Source organism: Sphingobacterium suaedae (assembly GCF_042684625.1).
Classification (GTDB): Bacteria; Bacteroidota; Bacteroidia; order Sphingobacteriales; family Sphingobacteriaceae; genus Sphingobacterium; species Sphingobacterium suaedae.
Genome location: NZ_JBHULR010000021.1, coordinates 221614 through 243874, shown reverse-complemented (window position 1 = coordinate 243874; position 22261 = coordinate 221614). Strand labels below are relative to the sequence as shown.

The window sequence follows — 22261 nt, the reverse complement described above, 5'->3', positions numbered from 1 at the left end:
ATTTAATTTTTGTTAAAGCGTTGCATAAGTTCTTGCAAGGTAATCGTTACGATTATGGGACGTCCATACATAGAAATGCTGGGAGACTCCGTCGCGAAAAGCTTATCGATCAGCTCGGACATTTCTTGATTGTCTAATGGTGTTCCGGGCTTAATAGCCGCATTTTTTGCTAAACTTCGCGCTAAGTTTTCTCTTTTATTAAGTTGTAATTCGTCTTTATTGTTTTTGAAATCTTCTAAAAGCTGCTCCAATATTTTGGTCTCGTTCATACCCGTGCCTAGATCAGCGGGTATTCCGTCAACGATATATGTGGTTTTGCCGAATGGACGAAGCTGAAATCCTAACGTCTGTATCTCCGGCAAAATATCTTCCATGAGGGCAAAATCGGCGCTGTTTAGCTCTACAGTTTGGGGAAATAAGCTTTGTTGGCTGATTCCCTGGTGGTTTTCCAACTGTGCCATATAATGTTCAAAGAGAATCCGTTCATGAGCGGCTTGTTGGTCTATGAGCATAAACCCAGAATGGATTTGTGAAACGATAAAGCGGTTGTGAAGCTGAAAAAACTGCTTAGTAGCATCCTGCGTTGTCGCCACGTTTGGTTTCTGTTCGGTTTTTTCAGCGGCGCGGTCCGCCGGATGCAAAGGCAATTGCTCTACCGTTTCCTGCTGCGAGATTTGATATAATGTATCCCAATTTTGAGGAATCCCCGCTTTCTTCTCAAAACCGGCGGCATAAGCAGAGGAGCGGGAACTCGTCGGCTTCTTGACATCTTCGAATGGATTGAAATTCGGATTGAACGAAATCGTGGGTGCCTGAATTTCATCTAGCGGTTTCGTGCTGATTAAGTTGCTAAAGCTCGTTTCTTGATCGAAGTCCAACGAGGGAGTAATATTATAACGCCCCAACGAACGCTTGACCGCCGAACGCAGGATGGCGTAAATGGCTTTGTCGTCCTCGTACTTAATTTCTGTCTTTGTGGGATGCACATTGATATCGATCTTCGCTGGGTCAATGTCAATAAACAGAACGTAGAGCGGATACGTCTCGGCCGGAAGAATATCTTCATATGCATTCATAACAGCGTGGTTCAGGTAATGATCCCGAACAAAGCGATTATTGACAAAGAAAAACTGTTCTCCACGGGTTTTCTTCGCAAATTCAGGCTTGCCAATAAACCCTTTTATAGCGATGATCGTTGTTTCTTCCTCCACAGGCACAAGGCGCTGGTTATAATTGCTGCCAAAGAGGTGAACAATACGTTGTTTTAACGTCTCTGCCGGTAAATGAAAAATTTCATTGCCATCGCTATGTAAGCTAAAAAAAATCTGCGGATACGCCAGCGCAATTCGCTGAAATTCGTCGATAATATGGCGCATTTCCACCGAGTTGCTTTTTAAAAAATTACGTCGGGCAGGGATATTATAAAAAAGATTTTTGACACAGATCGTTGTACCGGCAGGCAATGCTTCGGGGTATTGATTCACTACTTTCGACCCCTCTATTTCAACGATAGTGCCTAGTTCGTCTTCGATTCGGCGGGTTTTTAGTTCGACCTGTGCGATGGCCGCAATTGAAGCCATAGCTTCGCCACGAAAACCCATCGTCCGGATAGCAAATAGGTCTTCCGCCTTTCGTATCTTCGAGGTAGCATGCCGTTCAAAACAAAGGCGCGCATCCGTCACACTCATGCCACAACCATTGTCAATCACTTGAATTAACGACTTCCCCGCGTCTTTGACAATAAGTTTTATTTTGTCTGCTCCGGCATCGATAGCGTTCTCAACAAGCTCCTTTACAGCGGAGGCCGGACGTTGTACAACCTCCCCCGCGGCAATCTGGTTGGCGACCGAGTCGGGCAATAACTGAATGATATCTGACATACAAAAGCAAAGTTACAAAAATGATGGCGAATCTCTAATTGTAGCCCCCAGATATGACGTCCTCATGTCTCATCAAAAAAGCAAAAAATGATACCGACGACAATCTGTTCACCAGGTTTGAAATAGCCGTTTTTCCGGAAAAGTGTCCTGTTCCCTTTGATCCGCCAACAGGTAGGGCGTTCGTATTATTCGTGGACATAGTACAGACACTTTCATAAAAAAAATGCAACTTTAAGGAAGTACAAAATCGTAAGGAATACAGGATGTTACAAAAACGAATACTTTTCTTTCCTCTTCTATGTCTTTTAGCATGGATCACCTCCGATTCGGTAGTGGCACAGTATTCCTTACAAACCTTGCCGAATCCTAAAAAAAATGGACAGGATTTCTACGTCAGTAATCCAGATGCTGTTTTGTCGCCCGCCACAGAGACATCGCTTAACCAGCTATCGACGAAGATTGAAAAAAGCTGCGGAGCGGAGTATGTTGTTGTCGTAATCAATGATTTTGAAGGCTATGACCTTTTTGAATTTGCGTTAAGCACGTTCAATACATGGGGCATTGGAAAGAAAGATCGCAACAATGGCCTGTTGTTGTTTATCGCTAAAGACCGACGCGCGTATCGATTTGTGTCCGGCTATGGCATGGAATCTATTTTTCCAGATGTTTACTTGCACCGCATTGCTGAGAAGCACCTGGTCCCGAACTTTCGGGAGGGTAACTACGATCAGGGCGTGTTGAAAGCGTCGGAAGCAGTACAGCAAGCGCTCCTATCTTCAGATGTACGCGCCGAGTTGGAACGGATGATGCCCGAGGCAATCCCGTTTTTCAGTTTGCGTAATGTTCATTTGAAAAACTCCCTATGGGTTGTCTTGCTGTATGTAGGGCTGTATTATTGGGTGCATCGGGTAGGCAAACAGATGCTCGTCAGCGTAAAAGTGAAGAAAAAAGGATGTAATAATTGCTTTGTTCTACTTCTGCTCGGCTTTTTTGCGACGGTTTTTTCCAGTCTGATCCTTTTTTGGATATTCGCCTTCGTCGTAGGTGATCCAGAAGCGTTATTTACCGTGGCATCTATTCCTTATCTCTTTATGATATGGGGAAGCTGGGTCATTATGTTTAAGATTTATGAAGTGCGTAGCACAATAAAAAAGTCTTACCGCGACGAAGAAAATAAACTAAATGCGCTCAGACGTTTTCAATGGCGAACGCTGCTCCCTTATCTAGCAAGCCCATTGATGCTGATCGGTCTTTTTCTTTTCCAACGGCGATGGAGGCGGATGCAAGGCCGTTTCGTTCCTCCAGATGCATCTGGGAATTGGGGCCGTGTGAATCGAGACGAGGTTAAATCGGGCATGCTGAAAAAGATGCTTAGTGCAGGGCAGCAAAAAGAAGAATATTTGGGAACAAAATACTACGAGGTTTGGCTGAACAGACAAACATCTGAACAACGTGTGATCGGATGGGATGGTGCTAAAACACACCGTGTCTGCCCTTCCTGCGGCTTTAAGACCTATTTGCTTCGGGCGTCAAAAGTTTTAAAAGCAGCAACATACAGTAACACGGGCATCCGCAAGGTGTACAATCAATGTGCTTTTTGTAAGCATGAGGAAGACCTCGGTACAGAAATCATCCCGGTTAAAACAAGAAGCTCGAGCAGTGGAAGCTCGGGCAGCGGAAGTTCGTCTGGGGGAAGCTCCTCAAGCAGCGGGGGCGGCAGTTTTGGCGGCGGTTCCTCTGGTGGAGGCGGAGCAGGAGGGAGGTGGTAGTATCCTCCCCTAGTTTGTTCCTTTGATGGCAGCAATGATCCCCTCCAGATTTTCGTTAAATTCAAGCAGTTGCGTAAAAACTTTGTCGTCCTGCGCTATTCCAGCATGCTTGTTGTTCTTTTGGAAAATAGCTTTAATTACATTCCACCGTTGTTCTTCTTCTGCGGTTAATAATCCGGCAAGCTCTTTCAATTTGAGTAGGTTACTCTCCGTATCCGCCGTTAAGGTCTGTGATTCCCCCTCGTAGTGCGCTAGGATAGTCTCATTGATCTCGGCGCTGTTCATCAGGGGAATGACCTGGGCAACAAGCTTGTTCATGTTCCGGTAGGATCCTTGCAGCTTAAACGGAGGCTCTGTGCGATAGCTGTCTTGCATGGCTGCACTTTGTATATAATTCTTATTGACGCGGATAACCACATCTCGAATTTTTACAAGATGTCGGAGTACAGCAACAAAGTCATCGATTTCCTGCTTTAAATATACTCCTTCGAGATCCGGCAACTGTTCCGTGCCAGATTCTATATAACTGATCAGCGCATAGAAGTCCGGAAGCGATTTTCCTGCAATTTTGGCTAAATAGATATTTTCCATTGCCGCGTTCTCTATCAGGCTTAAATTAAACAAATGCTCCGTGTCGCCAATCACATCCCCGAGATTATAAACGTCGGCGCGGTTTGCCAGCATATCTGGGATTTGGAACTTAGCACCGCTTTCTGTATACGGATTGCCAGCCATCACGATGCAGAAGCGTTTTCCACGTAGATCGTATGTTTTGCTTTCACCGTCGAAGATCCCGTCTATCTTACGTTGGCCATCAGCTAAGGAGATAAATTTCTGTAGAAATTCAGCACTTAAATGCTGTATGTCATCGAGGTACAGCATCACGTTATCGGCCATCTCGAACGCCAGATTAATCTTTTTTAGTTCTTCCCGCTCGCCGGATGTCTTTGCCTCTACTGGATCAATCGAGGTGATGGAATGCCCGATGGTTGGCCCGTTGACCTTCACAAAGTGAAGCCCCATCGTTTTCGCTAGATATTCCATGAGGGTGGTTTTTCCATAACCGGGTGGCGAAATCAGCAGCAACATACCCATGCGTGCGGTTCGCTTGTTATCTCCAGCAGCGCCGATCTGTTTGGCTAAATTGTTCCCGATCAATGGGAAATAAACATCATTGATCAATTTGTTTCGAACAAAAGACGTCAATACCTTCGGCTCAAACTCCGTAATCTTTAACGACTGTTCATATGTTCTGCTCAGCGTTTCCTTGGCCTGCGCGAACGCCGCAAACCGCGGAACATCGACCGTAGCAAACGTATGCATTTTCTGCATAAAGGCGTGATATGGTATGACAAGCGTTCCATCCTCAAGGACAGGATGATTACCTTTAAGGTCGGAAAGTTCGGCTGTCGAGTGCCCGAAAATAAGATGGTAGTCGTCTTTCGGGAAAAGTAGTGCCGCAGCTGTCTCTTCGATCAATAGCGCAGAAGATTCGGAAGCATTTTGTTCATCGACGAATGAATGTAACCAATTTAACGCCAGGTGGAAACGATCCCTGTAATCGAAGGCCTGCTCCTGTATGTCGTGATCGAAATCTGAACGCAACTTTTTATTTTCCAGAAATCGGATAAAAGCCTGCCGCAGCTGATCAGCGCCTTCGCTAAGCGTAAATTTCCCATATCGGGTAAAGGTTTGAAAAAGATAGGAAGCTAACGTGTGGCTATCCACGGGAGCGCTATCGTACTGCACTATCCACGCGGAAAACTGCCGGGCAATTTCCTCGACCACAGATTGATGACGCGTTGAATCGGGGAACGCTTTTAAGACGGTCTGACCAGATAAGATCAATCGGTGTAACCGGTCGCGTTGCTCCGTAGCGGCGCTGTGCCAGAAAAGCTGTGCGGTAGAGCGTATTTTGCCGTCGAAACGTAATAGCTCCAGTCTTTCATCTAACTGTTTAATCGCATCGAAGATAGCTATGGCATCCGCGGTGTGGACACCCTTGATGTATCCTTCTGAATACTGCTGTTCAGCGCGTTGAATGATGAAAGACTCTGCCGAAAAATTTTTACTGTTTTTCGAGGCTAAGAAAGCACAATAGGCGAGGTACTCCGCTCGATAGACCGTTTTGTTTTCCGATACAAGTTCTTGCTCCCATATCGCTCGAAAACTCTGCAACGTTGAGCCTTTAATCTTTTGATAGAAACTAGTCCCCGTTAAATGGAAGTAAAGCTCATCTTGACGACGTACCAACGTGAGGCTCAGCGATTGCTTGTTGACCGTGAAGGTATGTTGGCCTAAAGCAATGATATTGTCGCCGTCCACATATAATTCCGATTTGTCTCGCAAGGTACGCAAAGCGTCTTCCTGAGATTTCTTGAGGAGGTTTTCTAAATTTTCGGCCTTCGACGTGTCGTTCAGGTTTTTCAGCTCAGCAACAAGTTGCCGAACCTTATCAATCATCAGGTCGGCCGCATAAAAACTGAAGATATCTTCCCGATTACTGAATGTAGAAGCTTTGTTCTCAATGTTTTTAAGAACGCGCAGGCCGATCTGTTCGAGCGATCCCGTACGTTTATTAATTTGTTCAACAAGCTGTTCCCGACGCGTTTGGAATACTTTGATGATTTCGTCCCGTTTGTCCGCGACTTTCAGGGCGAAATCATCAAAATCGGCAAACTTACTTTCGAGTTCCTCCAGTTGAACCAAAATTTTAGTGTAGTAAGTGTCTACTTTGTCGGCAGATGTGGATAGCTCCAAATAGTTCGTTACAGATTGCTCCAATAACGTCAGCTGAGCCGCGAATTCTGCCGAGGCTTCCCGACCCCGTAATGATTCGAGCTTTCGGGTCAACTGGGCGCGGACCTCATTCAGCGAGGAGAAGATCAGGGATATTTTTTCCGCAATCTCTGTAGTCTGCGTGGCATCCTCGATTTTTAAGCTATGGAGAATATCGATAAGCAATTCGAGCTCGTTGGCTATGGTCAGGTTATTTTCCTCGATAGCCTTTGCCTCAATCGCTTTTTCGATATGTGTTACAGCTTCTTTTTGCAGTAGAACCCGTTGCTCATACGGCGCTAGCGCTTCCGTACGCAATAAAAAATCGACGGTCTTTTTCGAAAGATCGTTCGTTATATCGTGTAAAGTTTCTTCCAGGACGTGCACACGCTCGAGATGCATGTAGCGAACATGTTGAAGCTCTATAACTTCACCCAGCAGACGTCTGCTGTCCGCAAGTTGATGAACCAATTGATCCAACTGATTCACCACCGTGCCCTGTATGGAAAATTCTACGCCTTTCAACTTTTCCTCTGCAGCATGTAGCCGCTCTTCTGCATGCTTACGCTGTGCTTGTACTTTTACAAATTCATCGATAGCGGCATTGGCGATCTCTTGTATCTGCTTTAGGGGTGTTCCCAAGCTTGATAAAGCCTCGTCCTGAATCCAGAAGTAAGCATCAAGTAAATTGCCGGATTTTTTCAGGATATCTTCATAAAGCCCCTCATAGCTATCTTCCTTATTGACCAACTGGATTACTTCCTGAACTTCGGCCATCGCCTGAACGATCTGCTTATTGCCCACCTTGTACAGCGGATCATTTTTTTTGTCCTCATTCTCCCGAAGAGTCTCCATGTAAGGCGTTTCCCAGATCTGCACCTGATGGTGGCGGGTGGCTTCGGCTTCCGTTCGAAAGTACGTCAGGCTACCGTCCTTGAAAATGGTGAACCCGTTGCAGATAATCGGCGTTTCCACAGACTGCTGTATAATATTATACGACAAAAGGATATAGGTATTCGTTTCAGCCTGATGGAAAATATATAGAAAATCCTCTCCATTGGGCGATGTGATCTTTCTTAGAAACGTCACCTGATCCGGACTTCCTTCAAAAATCTTGTACGTGCCATTTTGAAGATAATACCCGCTCGAAAAAATGAGTCCCTGATTGTCGGGAAGCAGGATAGCTGAGTTGTTGAGCGATTTTAGATGAATGACTTCCTTTGTCCGCTGATTAAATACATATGCCCTGAAGTCTTCTTGATAAGGTTTGATCCGGATAGCGATCAGATTGCCCAAGTCGGCATAGTAATATTCCGCGTCATCTAATTGCTGATCCACATTGGTAACCTTTTCCGAATAGATCCCTTTCCCTGTTTCCGTATTATTTTCAATTTTAAACGTGATGTCGCCGTGTAAGGCTTCAATAAATACCTTGTCTAAGATTGAAATGTGCGGATATTTACCAAGTCGTCTATCTTCTAGGCTCGTTTTTGTCCAGTCAAAATCGAATTGGGACGGAAGCCGTACTTCATGTACGCTGCGGTCGTCTTGGTAGTGTAATTTACCATCCTTGATCAGCCATTTGAATGCTTTCAGGTCCGTAGCTTTTTTACTGGTCTGAAAGATCATATACAGGTAATTTTCGGTGCGACGGAATTTAGCGAAGATGGAATCGCGATAGTATTTGTAAAGATTCTGATAATCCGCAACGAAATTAGGATCGTTGATTAAATCCAGCGACTGGGGGATGAATTGATTGTTTTCAAATAAGTAAATACTAAAGACATCATCGAGCTTGATTTCTGTTCGCAATCCAAAGTGGACATTGTATCCGAAAATACAGACCTTGTCGATTGCAACAATACCCCGTGCGACACAATTATTTTCCGTCGTGATACGTTGATTCGCTTTGAGCACAAAGGACGTGGCATTGAAGATGTCTTTCCGGGCATCGTTCAATGTCTGCAACCGGCGTATGAGATCATCCTTTTGCGTTTGTAAACGTTTTCGGATGATTTCATACGCACCCTGGTCAAGGTTATTGTTTTGTTCTTTCATATACGAGGCTTACGATTCGTCACGCCTTACGCGTACTAGTTTAATGTTTTGTTGGAAATGCCCAAGTTATTGGCTAATCCAAATAGCGATCCAATGAAGCTGCTGTCTTCCTTATTGTCGGTAGCGGCCTGTTGTAGTTTGATCAGGGCTGCCGATACCGTCAAGTTTTTAATATCGTTGGAGGAAATGCCATATTTCTCAGCTAGTCCACGGATTTTCTCACTGAGATCACCATTTCCATGCTCTCCGACCAAGGAATTTTTTATGTCTGTAGCATGTTTTGAATTATTAATTAAATGGTCGAATCCTTTGGCATTCGATACCTGCCGGACGATGTTTTCGAAAAACAGGGTTTCGCCTCCTACGATGTCTATTTTGGCAGATTTCAGTGCTTCCGAAAGGACGTCGGCTTGTGCAGATGCAATATCTTTTTGGATCTGAATATGTGCCAGCTCGATATCGCGCTCTTTCTGTAGCCGGAGCTTGAATTCTTCGTGTTCTTTGCCCACTTCATCCAGCTGTTTCATGGCAGCCGCTTTCTCTTCAATACCTTTTGCTTCGGCAAGCGCTTTTTCGCGGACAATTTCAGCCTGTGCTAGACCTTCTTTACGCAGTGCTTCCGCCTTTTTCTCGATCACCGACGCTTCCACGGTCCCCTGTTTTTCCTCTGCCTCCGCTTTGGCGATCATTACCTCGGCTTCCGACAGTCCAATAGCGGCTTCTTCTTTCGCTTGTGCCTCCGCAATAATTTTGCGGGCCTCCGCTTCTTTCGTTGATGCTTCTTTTTTCGCTTCCGCATCGATTAAGAGCTCCTGCGCTTTCTTTTCTGCGATCTTTCGAGCGGCTTCCGCATCTATTACTTTCTTTTCCGCTTCTTGCTCGGCCGCAATTTTTGCAGCTTCGGCTGCTTTCACTGTCGCAATCAAACGCTCCTCTGCCTCTTGTGAAGCGGCGATTACACCGGCTTGCTTCTTTCGTTCCACCTCGCGGAAGGTCTCCACGTCTTTCACTGACTGCTGCTCTTCAATAACCCCTTTCTCCAATTGCACCCGCTCTTTGATGACCTGCTGTATGCCTTTCTTTTCTGTTTCGATAGATCGCTCCTTATCTATCTGCGCAAGAGAAACAATACGTTCTCTCTCCGTAGCCTCCAACGCCCGATCTTTTTCAACACGTTCGGTCTCAATGGCATCTGTACGCAGTTTGTTTTTCTCTGCAATGATAATCTGACGTAATTTGTTCTCTTCCTGTATCGCTAGTTGCTCTTCCGTGGCAATGCGCACAGTCTCTGCTTTCAGGCGTTCCTCTTCGCGCACCTTGGTCATCTCCGCTTCTTCCCGGGCTTTAATATTGTCGATCTCCCGACGTTGCTTTTCCTCTTTCTCTGCCAGTTGCCGCTCCAGCTCTAGGATAGCTTCCCGCGCTTCTACGTTTTGTTTCTTGATAACTTTTTCCTCTTCACGACGTATCAGGTTTGCGTTCATGTTTTGCTGCGCCGTCAGCTCGGTGATCTTTTTAATACCTGCCGAGTCTAAAATATTATCCGGACTTAAAAACTGTAGCTCTGTTTGTTCTAGGTAATCAATGGCGCAGTCATCCAAGATATACCCATTCAAGTCTGTACCAATAATGTTTAAAATTTCCTCCCTAAACTCCCGGCGGGCTTCATACAATTCGATGAAGTCGAATTTCTTTCCAACAGTTTTTAAAGCTTCCGAAAATTTCGATTCAAAAATATTTTTAAGTGTTTCGGGCTCGCTCGCGCGGTCGCATCCGAGATTCTGCGCGACGTTCACAACATCGTCGACCGACTTGTTCACGCGTACAAAAAATGCCACCTTAATATCTGCCCGTATATTGTCTTTGCAGATCAACCCGTCGTGCTGCATCCGGGCAATTTCGATTTTCTTCACGGAGATATCCATGATTTCCATTTTGTGGAAAACAGGGACAACATACATCCCCTTATTAAACGCGACTTTGGAGCCTCCAACCCCCGTACGCACGATGGCCTTCCCCTGCGGGATTTTTTTGTAGAACATGCTGAGCACGACAAAGAAAGCGAGGATCAAGAAAACGACTGCGCCTACGGCAATCAGAATCACTCCAGTCAGTCCATCGATAAATAATAATGTGTTAATAGTCATTGGTCAATATGATTTAGTTAGAGATTGTTTACTGTAATTTCTTTTCGGACAAAGTAAAATTTTCTGTCGACGGATTCTTGCACCACGCTGATCTCGTCGCCATAGGCAATAGGTTCTCCCGTTTGGCTTTTTACATTCAGCCGGATAACGTCTTGATTTATGATAAAATCGGCCGAACCGAGCCTGTCTCCCTCAATGGAGGAACGCATTGTTCCCATGCGGCCTAGAAAATCGTGAGCTTCCTCGCCCATGTAGCCGACTTTCTTGTAGAGCTTCGCCACGGGAATGGTGACGTAGTGCATCAGCAAGTAAGTCAATAGCGCGACAGGGACAAGAACAAAGACCGATTTCCAACCAAACTGAGCTAAATTAAAGGCGAACGAGGAGGCTATTGTCACCAACCAGCCTATCAGTTTGAATAAAGTTACGATCACCATAAATGGTGCCTTACCGACATTTATAAAATCCATGGCTTTTGTTAATAAAGAAGGTTCACCATGTGCGTCTATGTCTGTGTCATCGGGCATCTCGACTTCGTGTACATCAGCGCCTTCGAAGCCAACGTCGACAGCTGTACCCCCTATATCCATGTCAAAGCCATCCCCCAGCAGCATCGTAAACAACCAATATAACAGGGATATGCCCGTTAATACCGTCATAATGGCATTGGGGAGTGGGTGGAAAAGCAGATGTAAAATAGCGTCCATGGTCATTCAGTTAGTTAAGGGGTCGTTTGAACGTGTAATGGAACGTCCATGAGTTGCCGTTCACGGATAAATCTTGCATGCATACAAGCTCCCATCCTTGTTGACCCAGTTCATTTAAGATTTTATCGATCTCTTCAGGCTCTAACTTCGTCCCCCAAAAACCCTTTGGTTCAATCTTTACGGTTTTGTATTCGTATCGTTTCATATTATTCTAATCCCATTTGTTGTTTTAATGCTTGTAATTCCTGTTGTACGGCTTGTTGCTGTGCTATTCGTTCCTGTTGAGGGGCGTTTGTTTGCTCCTGCGCAATTTCGGCATAAGCTTCTGCCAATGCCCCGTCTTCTGCTACCTTAGTTTTCATCCGCTGGAGCATATCCAACGTGCTATTCGTGTCGATATGTGCCATATGTTGATTGGCAAACAAGGCGGCTTGATTGACTTTTTGTTTCGCCTTCAGTGTCGTTAACTCTTTTTCCCACTTGCTGATGTTGAATTTTAAAATCTCTATCTGCGTATGGATTTCGTCTGCTTTGGATGCATGGTGCACCCCCTCTAACCGGAGTTCATGGGCATCATCCAGGTCCCTTTTTTTTAATAAAAGTGCTTCGGTGGCCAACTTCTCGGCTTTTACGGGATCTAAAGCGCCTTCTTGTACCTTTTGCAAGGCTGCCCGCGCCTTTTCTGTCCACCTAGCTCCACCGTCTGCTTTCGCTGCCGCCCTATTTTCGAAACGAATCGCCGTAGCCCGAACTTTGGCATAAGCCTCCATTGCGTCAGCCAGTTGTGTTTTCATATCTCGGATACCCTCTTCCGTTAGGGTGATTGGATCTTCCATTTTATCGACCAGGGCATGGATCTCTGCTTGTCCAATTTTTAGTAGTCTTTTGAAAATATTCATCATATTATGTTTTTGAAAAATGTAAGAGTTGCTCATAATACTCGCTCAGCAACAAGGATAGCGAATTGACTGCCGCTTCGAATTCATTTTGATCGAGATTGTGTACCTGTAACGTATAGCGAAATATAACTTTCTTGCCATCTTCAGTTAACGCAAATCCGCCATGTACAATGTCCCTGTTTTTCATAAGCAGTGCCTTAAATGTCTGCAGATTGTCTTGATCTACTGTAAACAGGTATTGTTCAAAAATAAGGATTGGAGGTGCCACGCCGATGATTAGGTTGCGGATTCCGTCCGCGTCGCTTTCGATCAGAAAGAAACCTTCTTGTTCACTTTTTTTCCGAATAGTGAAACCGCTGTGTTCAATGTATTTTTCAACTTTATGGAATGGCATTGGCTAATAAAATTGTATATTTGCTTATATTGTTTGCATAAAGATATGAAATGCAAAAATATTTTGCAAATTAAATTACTGTAAATTTTGAAATGAGTCAGATTGGGAATAATATTAAGAAGCTAAGAAAGGTGAAAGGGCTCAGTCAGCAGGCTTTTGCAGATTTATTTGGGCTAACTAGAGGAAATATTTCATCGTATGAAGAGCTGCGAGCCGAACCGAAGATCGAGGTTATGCTACAAATTGCAAAATATTTTAGCATACCCGTAGCCGAATTGCTTGAAAAACAGCTAACCGTAAATGAGATTTTGAATTTCGAAGATCATTTTATTGTAGAAGGCGAGGGGATGGGCACTCATCGATTGACGAAGATCCCTTTTTTAGATCGCGACTTTTTTAGACAAGGTGCGATTAGCGAGGGGCGTCACGACCAGTTGCCCACCTTACTTTTGCCGTTAGAAAGTAACAGTCTATTAATCGCGGTTGAAAACTGTTCGTATTTGCCTCATCCTTCCCCTTTCCCTTTTGAGGAGAATACCATTCTTTTCTTTGAGCAGGTTAAGGTGGATATTTTACATACCCTTCACGATCATATTGGTTTTTTCGAAGGGGAATCGCCTTTTTTTGGGCGTTACGACGTACAAGGGCAAAACATTAACTTGGTGCTTAATGATTGGAAAAAGGAAGTTTTTGCACCCGAAGAAGCGTATCACTTCTGGAAGTTGTTTGGTAAGTTTGAGCGCGTGCTTTAGTTGTTTCGATGGACAGCACCAATCTTTTTACAATTGGAAACGGCTAGGCCATTTCCAATTTTAAGAATCGAGCAGTTTCATTCTGTTTCTGCTTGATAAGATCTTCTGGTACACCAGCAAACATAAGTTGTCCTCCGTTTTTTCCGCCTTCAGGCCCCATGTCAATCACCCAGTCCGCTGTTTTTACGACGTCCAGGTTGTGTTCGATGATCAAAACCGTATTGCCTCTATCCACCAGTCGGTTGATAACACCCAGCAAAACGTTGACATCCTCAAAATGTAATCCCGTCGTTGGCTCATCCAAAATATAGAAGGTGTTGCCTGTGTCCTTTTTGGATAGTTCAGTAGCAAGTTTTACGCGCTGTGCTTCTCCTCCCGATAGCGTGGTGGATGACTGACCTAAGGTGATGTAACCTAAACCAACATCCTGTAATGTTTTTATCTTTCGATAGATGGATGGGATGTTTTCAAAGAAATCAACAGCCTCATCGATGCTCATGTCCAACACGTCTGATATGGATTTTCCGCGGTAGCGGACTTCAAGCGTTTCGCGATTATAACGTTTGCCTTGGCAAGTTTCACAGGGAACCTGTACGTCGGGCAAAAAGTTCATCTCAATGATTTTCATCCCGGCTCCTTGGCAAGTTTCGCACCGTCCCCCCTTCACATTGAAAGAAAATCTGCCAGGTTTGTATCCACGGATCTTCGCTTCCGGTAGCTGTACAAACAGCGTGCGTATATCCGAAAATACGCCGGTATACGTAGACGGGTTGGAGCGGGGCGTACGCCCAATCGGACTTTGGTCAATTTCGATAACCTTATCAATGTGTTCGAGACCTTCTATGCTCGTGTAGGGCATGGGGGTTGCCTTGGCCCGGAAAAAGTGTTTGTTGAGGATAGGGTATAGTGTTCCGGTAATCAGGCTAGACTTACCGGATCCGGATACACCGGTAACAAGTGTAAGTTTTCCTAAAGGAAAATCGACGCTTACATTTTTTAAATTGTTCCCTTTGGCGCCCGTAAGAGACAGCACGTGGCCGTTTCCCTGGCGTCGTACCTTAGGAATAGCCACTTCCTTCTGTCCATTAAGATAGCTCGCTGTGAGCGTGTTTGCCTTCATGATTTCTTTCGGTGTACCTTGGGCAACAACCTTTCCACCATGTACGCCGGCTTCCGGCCCCATATCAATGACATAGTCTGCATGTAGGATCATGTCCTTGTCATGTTCGACAACAAGCACGGAATTGCCGATATCCCGCAGGTTCTTCAATGAATTGATCAGCCGCTCATTGTCGCGTTGATGCAACCCAATGCTTGGTTCGTCCAAAATGTAAAGCACATTCACGAGTTGTGAGCCGATCTGCGTAGCTAGGCGTATGCGCTGCGCCTCACCGCCCGACAGTGTTTTTGAAGATCGGTCTAGCGTTAAATAGCTTAACCCTACGTCTAACAGAAAACCAATTCGTGCCCGTATTTCTTTTAAGATTTCGGCGGCAATCGTGTTTTGCCGTTCATTCAGCCGGCTTTCGATATCCCTGAACCATTCTTGGAGACTGTTGATGTCCATGCTGGATAGCTCGTGGATATCCTTGTTGTCTAGTTTAAAATGAAGCGATTCTTCTTTCAGCCGCGCGCCCTGGCATGCTGGACAAGTGACCTTCGTCCGAAAGTCATCCAACGTTGGCGCGTCGTCAGTGCTTTTGCCATTGATCTCTTCCAACATCTTAAAGAGACCTGAAAATTGTACCTTATATTCCCGGGCGCCATAGCTGCCGTACGAAATCGTTAGCGGCATCGGTTCTTCTCCGCCGAACAAGAGCAGGTCGAGCTGCTCCCCGCTCAGTTTTTCGATCGGGGTTGTCAATGAAAAATCCAGCTTTTTGGCCACGGCTTTAACAACCTGAAACGTCCAAGATTCACGTGCCGGACCCAACGGCAGGATCGCACCCTTTTGGATGCTCAACTTTTTGTCGGGAACAACAATATCCTTGTCGATCTCAAAAATGTATCCCAAACCGTCGCATGTGGGGCAAGCACCGTATGGTGAGTTGAACGAAAAGGTGTTCGGTTGAGGTTCATCATATGATATGCCCGATTCCGCATCCATCAGATAGCGGCTGAAAAAATGTTCGCGTCCTTCCTTATTGGCTATTTTGATAATCCCTTTCGAGGTTTTCATCGCCTGCATGACGGAGGTGTAAAGCCGTTTCTTGTCGTTTTCTGAGGCATGAAGGCGATCCACGACAATCTCAATATCATGAATCTTATAGCGATCTACCTGCATTTTCGGAACCAGATCTAAGATTTCTGCGTCTACACGAACCTTCGTATAGCCCTGCTTGCGTATTTGCTCGAAGAGCTCGCGATAATGGCCTTTTCGTCCCTTTACAACGGGAGCTAAAATATAGATCGGTTCGTCCTTGAACTCGTCCATGATCTTCTCTACAATCTGTTCTTCAGACATGCGCTGCATTAACTTTCCCGTGACATACGAGTAGGCTTCACTAGCTCGCGCATACAATAGCCGTAAAAAGTCATAGATCTCTGTAATCGTACCAACTGTAGACCGTGGATTTTTGTTAGTGGTTTTCTGTTCGATGGAGATTACAGGGCTCAGTCCAGCGATCTTATCGACATCCGGACGTTCCATGCCGCCTAAAAATTGACGACTGTATGCCGAGAATGTTTCCATATAACGACGCTGCCCTTCCGCATAAATCGTGTCAAATGCCAGTGAGGATTTACCACTGCCGCTAAGGCCGGTGATCACCACGAGCTCATTCCGCGGAAATCGAACATCAATGTTCCGCAGATTGTGCACACGCGCACCAAAAACTTCAATTTCACTTTGTTCGCCTAAATCGATATGGTTATGCTGCTTGGAGGAAGTCATGCTGTATTGTTCTGAATTTTGCAAGATACAAAGGTACAGAATTTTAGATGCACTCGTGTGGGGACGACTACCTGAAAGTATAAATTTTGAAATTAAAATGATAACCACGACAAAGGTTTGTGAAATCTACCGAAAACCATTTCCGCAATATTTTGTACTTTGGATGACGTAAACAAAGCTGACTTGAAAAAACTTGACTTAACAAAGCAGGAGAAGGAGATCGTTGAACACGCTCTAGATCATTGGCAAGCCTCGAATTTGTTGGATGTAGATAAGGTAGAAGAATTAAAACAGTCTATCGAAGAGAAAGGCTTCGAATGGAAAACCCTGGCCCGTTACGCCTTTTGGGTGGCGCTGGTATCCCTCATATTTTCAGTATTGTCGTTATTTGCTGATGATGCGATGGTGCGTTTTGTCGAAAAATTTTATGAAACGCCCAATATCGTTTTTTGCCTGTTCTTTGCAGGGGTTGCCGTCGGATTTTATGTGCTCGGGTTCCGGAATAAAGAGAAGTATCCAGAAAAAACGTTTTCGAACGAAACGCTTATGCTTGCGGGATCATTTGCTACGGCTGCTTGCATAGGCTTTCTTGGACAGGTGCTTGACCGAACGACGAGTCACTATACGCTGCTTTTTCTATTGTCTATTGCAATCTACGCCGTATTATCGGTCAAGCTTCATTCCAAGCTGATCTGGGTATTTACATTAGTGGCCCTCGGAATATGGTTTGCGACCGAAACAGCGTACCATAGCAATTGGGGTTTCAAGTTTTGGGGAATGAACTACCCGCTGCGGTTTACACTTTTCGGCATATTACTTACCACATTTGCAGTTTGGGGACAAAAGCGCATACACGTGCTGCAACCGTTCCAGTCGACAAGTTATGTCGTCGGACTTTTGTACACCATGATTGCCCTCTGGTGCCTATCTATTTTTGGTAATTACAGCAGCTTCGATGCTTGGACACAGGTTCGGCAGTACCATATTCTCTATTGGGGAATTCTGGCGATTGCCTTGTCGTTGGGGCTGGCCTTGTACGGCATGCGTACAAAGGACAACGTGTCGAGGGATATCGGATTTGTCTTTTTTATCCTGAATTTATACACGCGGTTTGTAGAATATCTCTGGGACAATATCAATCGAACGATCTTCTTCCTCCTATTGGCCGTTTCCTTTTGGTTTGTCGGGCGATGGGCCGAAAAAGTCTGGAGTAAAGGCCAGTCTAGCGAAAGGTAAGGCTATAGGTAATCTCAACACCGCCCGCCGCCAGCATATCATGTACCGAGCAATATTTTTTTACAGCCAACTCTGCAGCTTTCTGTGCTTTTTCTTGATCGATATTTCCCGTCAATATAAAAGAGATATGGATGTCCGTGAAGATGTTCGGAATCTCCTCCCGACGTTTTCCTTCAACTTCTACCTGTATATCGTCAATCTCTTGACGTTGTTTTTTGAGTATTGTAGTCAGATCGAAAACACTGCAAGAGCCCAGGGCCATTAATACAAGTTCCATCGGACGTACGCCTTTGCCTTCGCCTCCGATGCTGTCCGATCCGTCAATATTTACTTTTACGGCGGATAATTCGCTAGAGGCTTCGAAATGTACGGCTTCATTTTTCCGTTGTAATTGAACTTTCATGTTTTTTTAAATTAATCGTGCGTGTTTTACAGTATGCGTAGGACAAAGATACAGTTTCCCCTCCTGAAAAGAAAGTACACCGGATCGGATTGCGCGAAATAGCCCCTTGCTCGCGTCGATCTGCGTAACGAACCGTTCGGCGTGCAGGCGGCGCATGAACAGTGGCTCTATACTAAAAAGAGACGCTATATCGGCGTCTCTTGGTAAACTATAGCGTTTTCGAATCGTTATGGGAATTTCACGCCCCGATAGTGCGTAGCATCTACTTTTGTCAGCTTGCTGCCGTATTGTGCATTGATCGCATCTATAAATAGATTGGCAATAAGCGCATTGCCCATCGGCGTTAAATGTATACCGTCTAGGGAAAATGCGTTACCCGTGATGAAAGCCGCATTGACACCAATACCATTGTACATGATGCCCGGGCTTTTCACTCGGTTTAAATAGGCATGTGCGTCGGCTAAAGCCAATTTTTTAGCGTCGGCCACGTCGGCAATAATTTTGTTGAATTCATTAACACGAGCTTTGATCACCGTTACTTCCGCCGGATCCAATACATATTTGCTTTCAATGGGGTTGCCCGGATTTAAACCATAAGGAATAGGATTTTCTGTCGATGTGGAACCTAACAGACCCGAGGACGCAAACGGAAGGACAAACAAGTCGGCGTCGGTAGCCGCCCGTGCCACACCGGCTCCGGTTCGGATATAGATGTCGGTAATGCTGGCACCGCTCGCGTTGACCGCGGCAATTAGAGCCGCCCTTGTTACTGTTGTGAAATATGGGATAGCTGTCACATCGGGAATTGTCGCGACAACCCCTTTTTGTTGATTGGCTGTTAATGCGCCAATGAATTGGTTGTATCGCTCGTTGAATGTAGCCGCCGTCGTCAATGTTTTTGTCGGATCACCTTCCACGGCAACCGCGCCGTTCATGGCATAGCCTAGCACGTCATTATTGCCTAACCAAAAGCTGAAAAACGTGTGGTTTTTCTGACTCGCGTATTGCATATACGTGGTCGCGCCCACCTCGGCATCGGACAGCAAACGCTCGAAATACATATTTGCCGCGCTAAAAGCCGGCCACACCGACAGGTCCAGGCGCATTCCGGGCACACCAAGGTTTTCAATGTCGTCCGTATATTTGGCTAGCCTTCCTTCAGCACGGTACGCAAGGTTTGTCGTCACGTTTTCTAATTGGGGTTGGCCGTTGACCAATGCCGTAAGCTGTAAATATCCCGATCCGTTACGTTGCTCATCCGAGAAAAAAGGGCTGCGAAATTCACCACCGCCTACTTGTTTTAACTGGGCGGCAATTAAGTTCGGATAGGCCACCTGCTGCCCTTCTAAATAAAGTCCCCCATCCGCAAATCCAGCCGTTAATGAGTTCCCGACAGCAATGTATTTAGAGAAATCGGCCTGTCCGGCGCTGGGTTGAAATCCTTCAATTTCCGGTTTGCAAGAAGACGCTAAAGCAATGGCTAAAATGCCTAGGTATAGCTTTATATTGTTGACTAATCTTTTCATCGTGATTACCATTTATAAGTTAAGGATAAGCCTGGCGCATGGATATTTGTTTTGTACGTTCCAGCAAGGCCGGTTCCGGCGCTTTGAACGGTGCGCTCCATGATGCGCTGGAATACATATGCCCCGGTGATATCCCATTTGTCGTTGATATCATATGTAAAACCTATAGAACCCATCATGCGGTTATTGTCCGGTGTTTCAGGCGATACATACGGTCCGCGCACCGGTGTATATACATAGCCTGCTCCAGCGCGTAGCGTAAACTGATCGGTTGTCTTATAATTCACCCCTACTTTTGCCGAAAGGGCATTTTCATATTTTTTGATCTGTTTCGTATCGGTCAATACAGGTGTATTATCCTTGTAATCAAACACCAACTCCTTGTAAATCGAGTATCCGATCAACGTCGCATCCGCCGCAATATCTACTTTTTCACTAGCTGGGAAGCTTAAGCCGATGTTGAAAGAAGACGGAAGAGGTAGTTCTGCATCGAAGGTTGTATTCGGAAAGGAAGCAGCCAATGCAGGAGGAACCGTGAACTCTGCGTCGCCATCTTTTAACTTGGTGACGACTTTGGATCGGTAGCTCAGGGAAATGGCAACATTGTCTTCTAAGTGATAGTGTACACCGACATTGAAACCCATACCGGTGCCAACGCCCGAAAGCTCCGCTTTACCCGGTTGCCCGTCTGCGCCAGCTGTGGGGATAGAACGGGAAAGATCCACTAGTCCTACATTGTATACAAAACCCCCGCCAATTCCGAAGTTCTCGGTAAGCTTAAAACTTAAGGTTGGCTGTATGTATATGGCGCGCATCTGCAGATGGTTCAGTTCGTATCTCCCGGGCCATTGGTCGCCCCAATCAACCGAGCCACCGAATGGAGTATACACGCCAATACCAGCCTTCCACCACGAATCTTTGGGCCCGAAAGCCGCAAAAACCGAGAAAGGAGGGGTGATTTTGAATTTTGTGTGGTGAACATCATTGCTATTAAGCTCGCGAAAAGCGGACCGATACATGACCCCACTAGCGCCTATTGAAATGGCGTTGTGGCCCATTTTGGCCAATGCTCCCGGACTGTAAAATATGGAAGCTTCATCGATAAACAAAGCTGATCCGGCTCCCGCCATACCTACGGCTTTTTGACTTTGCGTGTTTACTTGTGATCCCTGCGCCCACAATAAAGTGGGGCTGGCAAGTAATAATCCGAGTAGTAATCTTTTCATATGTGAATAGTTTATTCTTCCAATGGTCATTTATGGAACATCAATTAGCTATTTTTTGTTTTCACGACAACGTCCTGGTTAGCGGATTTCTGAACGATAAATAATATGCTAACATAGTATTTTTTTGGTTGTAAAACAAATTTGTTCGAAAAATAAATAACGAGGTATGGAAACGTTCTACATGTGTTGTACAGTTTCGTTGAAACGCATTGTACCTTAATGGGGAATACCACGCGCTGGCCGTCAAAAAAAATAAAAAACATAGGAAAGTAGTAGACTAAAACAGTTAAATTTGCTCATCATGGAAAAAGATCAATCTAAAATCATTCGGGAACAAGCACCGCGGTCAGCGACGAGAGAGCATTCTGTCCCTTTATATTTAACGTCGAGTTTTATCTTTGATAGTGCCGAACAAGGTCGTGCTATCTTTGCCGAAGAAGAAGAAGGTATGGTCTATTCCCGTTATGCAAATCCCAATACAACGGAGTTTATCAATAAGGTCTGCATCTTGGAAGAGGCGGAAGCAGGACTGGCTTTTGCTTCGGGAATGGCAGCCGTTTTTGCTTCGTTTGCAGGATTCATTCGTCAAGGCGATCACATCGTGTCATCGCGGGCTATTTTTGGTTCTACCCACCAGTTGTTTACGCAGCTTTTTCCACGCTGGGGTGTTACCCATACATACGTAGATGCGGTGGATAACGATGCATGGGAAAAGGCGATCCAGCCCAACACCAAAATCGTGTTTCTAGAATCACCGTCTAACCCGGGGTTGGAGTTGGCCGACCTCGAATTTTTAGGCAAGTTAAAAGCAAAATATCCACACATCATTTTTGCTATTGACAACTGTTTTGCGACGCCTTATTTGCAAAAGCCATTGCCGTACGGTTTTGATCTGTCGATTCATTCAGCCACGAAATATATGGATGGGCAGGGACGTGTACTAGGAGGGGTAATCGTCGGAAAACAAGAACTGATCGATCAGCTTATGTTTTTTATCCGTCATACGGGTCCAGCAATGTCTCCATTTAATGCTTGGATCTTGTCAAAGAGTTTGGATACCTTAGGGTTACGGATGGATCGACATTGCAGCAATGCGTTGGCCTTAGCCGAGGAATTGGAAAGACATCCGGAGATTGCCGACGTAAAGTATCCATTTTTACCTTCCCATCCTCAATATGAATTGGCAACTAAACAGATGAAAGCTGGCGGGGGAATTGTAACGTTTGAAGTGAAAGGTGGAAAAGAGCGTGCTTATCGTTTTTTAGACGCGCTGAAAATGATTTTGTATACGTCCAATCTAGGGGATGCCCGTTCCATTGCTACCCATCCTGGCTCAACGACACATTCGAAATTAAGTGAAGAAGAGCGGTTGTTTTTAGGTATTAAACCAGGTAGTATCCGGCTATCGGTAGGGATTGAAGCGCAGGAAGATATTATTGGTGATATTCTCCAAGCATTGGATATCTCCAAATAAGTTGCCTGATCGGAAAAAACAGTCCAATCTTCGTTGTACTGCATGTCCGGTAAGGCCGGTTGAAAAATTTTAGTGTGACCGACTTCCGGCTGGAAATAAAAAAAAGCAATCTGCGAATG

The 22261-nt window shown here is 45.3% G+C and carries 15 protein-coding genes; 4 read left to right on the top strand and 11 right to left on the bottom strand.

The features are described from left to right. Positions 1-2 precede the first annotated feature (2 nt). Positions 3-1880: a DNA mismatch repair endonuclease MutL gene (gene mutL / locus ACFSR5_RS20320; RefSeq protein ID WP_380906410.1), complete on the bottom strand. Its 1878-nt coding sequence runs from the start codon at positions 1878-1880 to the stop codon at positions 3-5. Between the two features lie 263 nt (positions 1881-2143). On the opposite strand from mutL, the gene ACFSR5_RS20315 reads away from it, so the two are divergent. Continuing rightward, positions 2144-3649, top strand: coding sequence for a TPM domain-containing protein (locus tag ACFSR5_RS20315; protein ID WP_380906409.1), 1506 nt, complete (start codon positions 2144-2146; stop codon positions 3647-3649). A 9-nt stretch (positions 3650-3658) separates the two neighbouring features. Here ACFSR5_RS20315 and ACFSR5_RS20310 read toward each other — a convergent pair whose 3' ends face one another. Genes ACFSR5_RS20310 through ACFSR5_RS20285 form a run of 6 tightly spaced genes read right to left on the bottom strand, consistent with a single transcriptional unit; the run spans position 3659 to position 12632 of the window. Then, positions 3659-8485 carry a DNA repair ATPase gene (locus tag ACFSR5_RS20310; protein WP_380906408.1) on the bottom strand — a complete coding sequence of 1609 codons (4827 nt, stop codon included), beginning with the start codon at positions 8483-8485 and terminating at the stop codon, positions 3659-3661. 35 nt (positions 8486-8520) lie between these two features. Further along, a complete protein-coding gene (locus ACFSR5_RS20305) occupies positions 8521-10632 on the bottom strand; it encodes a flotillin family protein (protein ID WP_380906406.1) in 2112 nt (703 codons plus the stop codon). 17 nt (positions 10633-10649) lie between these two features. Continuing rightward, positions 10650-11339, bottom strand: a complete 690-nt coding sequence (locus ACFSR5_RS20300; RefSeq protein WP_380906404.1) for a hypothetical protein — start codon at positions 11337-11339, stop codon at positions 10650-10652. Positions 11340-11349: 10 nt separating this feature from the next. Next, entirely contained in the window at positions 11350-11544 is a 195-nt protein-coding gene (locus tag ACFSR5_RS20295) for a DUF4177 domain-containing protein (protein WP_380906402.1), read from the bottom strand. A gap of 1 nt (position 11545) precedes the next feature. Next, positions 11546-12241 carry a PspA/IM30 family protein gene (locus ACFSR5_RS20290; protein WP_380906401.1) on the bottom strand — a complete coding sequence of 232 codons (696 nt, stop codon included), beginning with the start codon at positions 12239-12241 and terminating at the stop codon, positions 11546-11548. Between the two features lies 1 nt (position 12242). Next, complete coding sequence (locus ACFSR5_RS20285; RefSeq protein WP_380906399.1) at positions 12243-12632, bottom strand: YbjN domain-containing protein; 390 nt, start codon at positions 12630-12632, stop codon at positions 12243-12245. 92 nt (positions 12633-12724) lie between these two features. Here ACFSR5_RS20285 and ACFSR5_RS20280 point away from each other — a divergent pair, with 92 nt between their 5' ends. Beyond that, complete coding sequence (locus ACFSR5_RS20280; RefSeq protein ID WP_380906397.1) at positions 12725-13384, top strand: helix-turn-helix domain-containing protein; 660 nt, start codon at positions 12725-12727, stop codon at positions 13382-13384. 43 nt (positions 13385-13427) lie between these two features. Here the strand turns inward: ACFSR5_RS20280 and uvrA are convergent, their stop codons facing one another. Further along, complete coding sequence (gene uvrA, locus ACFSR5_RS20275) at positions 13428-16277, bottom strand: excinuclease ABC subunit UvrA (protein ID WP_380906395.1); 2850 nt, start codon at positions 16275-16277, stop codon at positions 13428-13430. A gap of 183 nt (positions 16278-16460) precedes the next feature. Here uvrA and ACFSR5_RS20270 point away from each other — a divergent pair, with 183 nt between their 5' ends. Continuing rightward, positions 16461-17513 carry a DUF2157 domain-containing protein gene (locus ACFSR5_RS20270; RefSeq protein WP_380906393.1) on the top strand — a complete coding sequence of 351 codons (1053 nt, stop codon included), beginning with the start codon at positions 16461-16463 and terminating at the stop codon, positions 17511-17513. Here the strand turns inward: ACFSR5_RS20270 and ACFSR5_RS20265 are convergent. The 3 genes from ACFSR5_RS20265 to ACFSR5_RS20255 form a co-directional block, all read right to left on the bottom strand. Further along, positions 17500-17916 (bottom strand): OsmC family protein, encoded by a 417-nt coding sequence (locus tag ACFSR5_RS20265; protein WP_380906392.1) that lies wholly within the window; start codon positions 17914-17916, stop codon positions 17500-17502. The two genes, ACFSR5_RS20270 and ACFSR5_RS20265, sit on opposite strands and share 14 nt — an antisense overlap. 227 nt (positions 17917-18143) lie before the next feature. Beyond that, the gene (locus ACFSR5_RS20260) at positions 18144-19442 is read right to left on the bottom strand and encodes an SGNH/GDSL hydrolase family protein (protein WP_380906391.1); all 1299 of its coding nucleotides are present in this window, start codon (positions 19440-19442) and stop codon (positions 18144-18146) included. Positions 19443-19447: 5 nt separating this feature from the next. Beyond that, positions 19448-20668 carry an OmpP1/FadL family transporter gene (locus ACFSR5_RS20255; RefSeq protein WP_380906390.1) on the bottom strand — a complete coding sequence of 407 codons (1221 nt, stop codon included), beginning with the start codon at positions 20666-20668 and terminating at the stop codon, positions 19448-19450. Positions 20669-20969: 301 nt separating this feature from the next. On the opposite strand from ACFSR5_RS20255, the gene ACFSR5_RS20250 reads away from it, so the two are divergent. Then, a complete protein-coding gene (locus tag ACFSR5_RS20250; RefSeq protein ID WP_380906389.1) occupies positions 20970-22142 on the top strand; it encodes a trans-sulfuration enzyme family protein in 1173 nt (390 codons plus the stop codon). Positions 22143-22261: the final 119 nt, after the last annotated feature.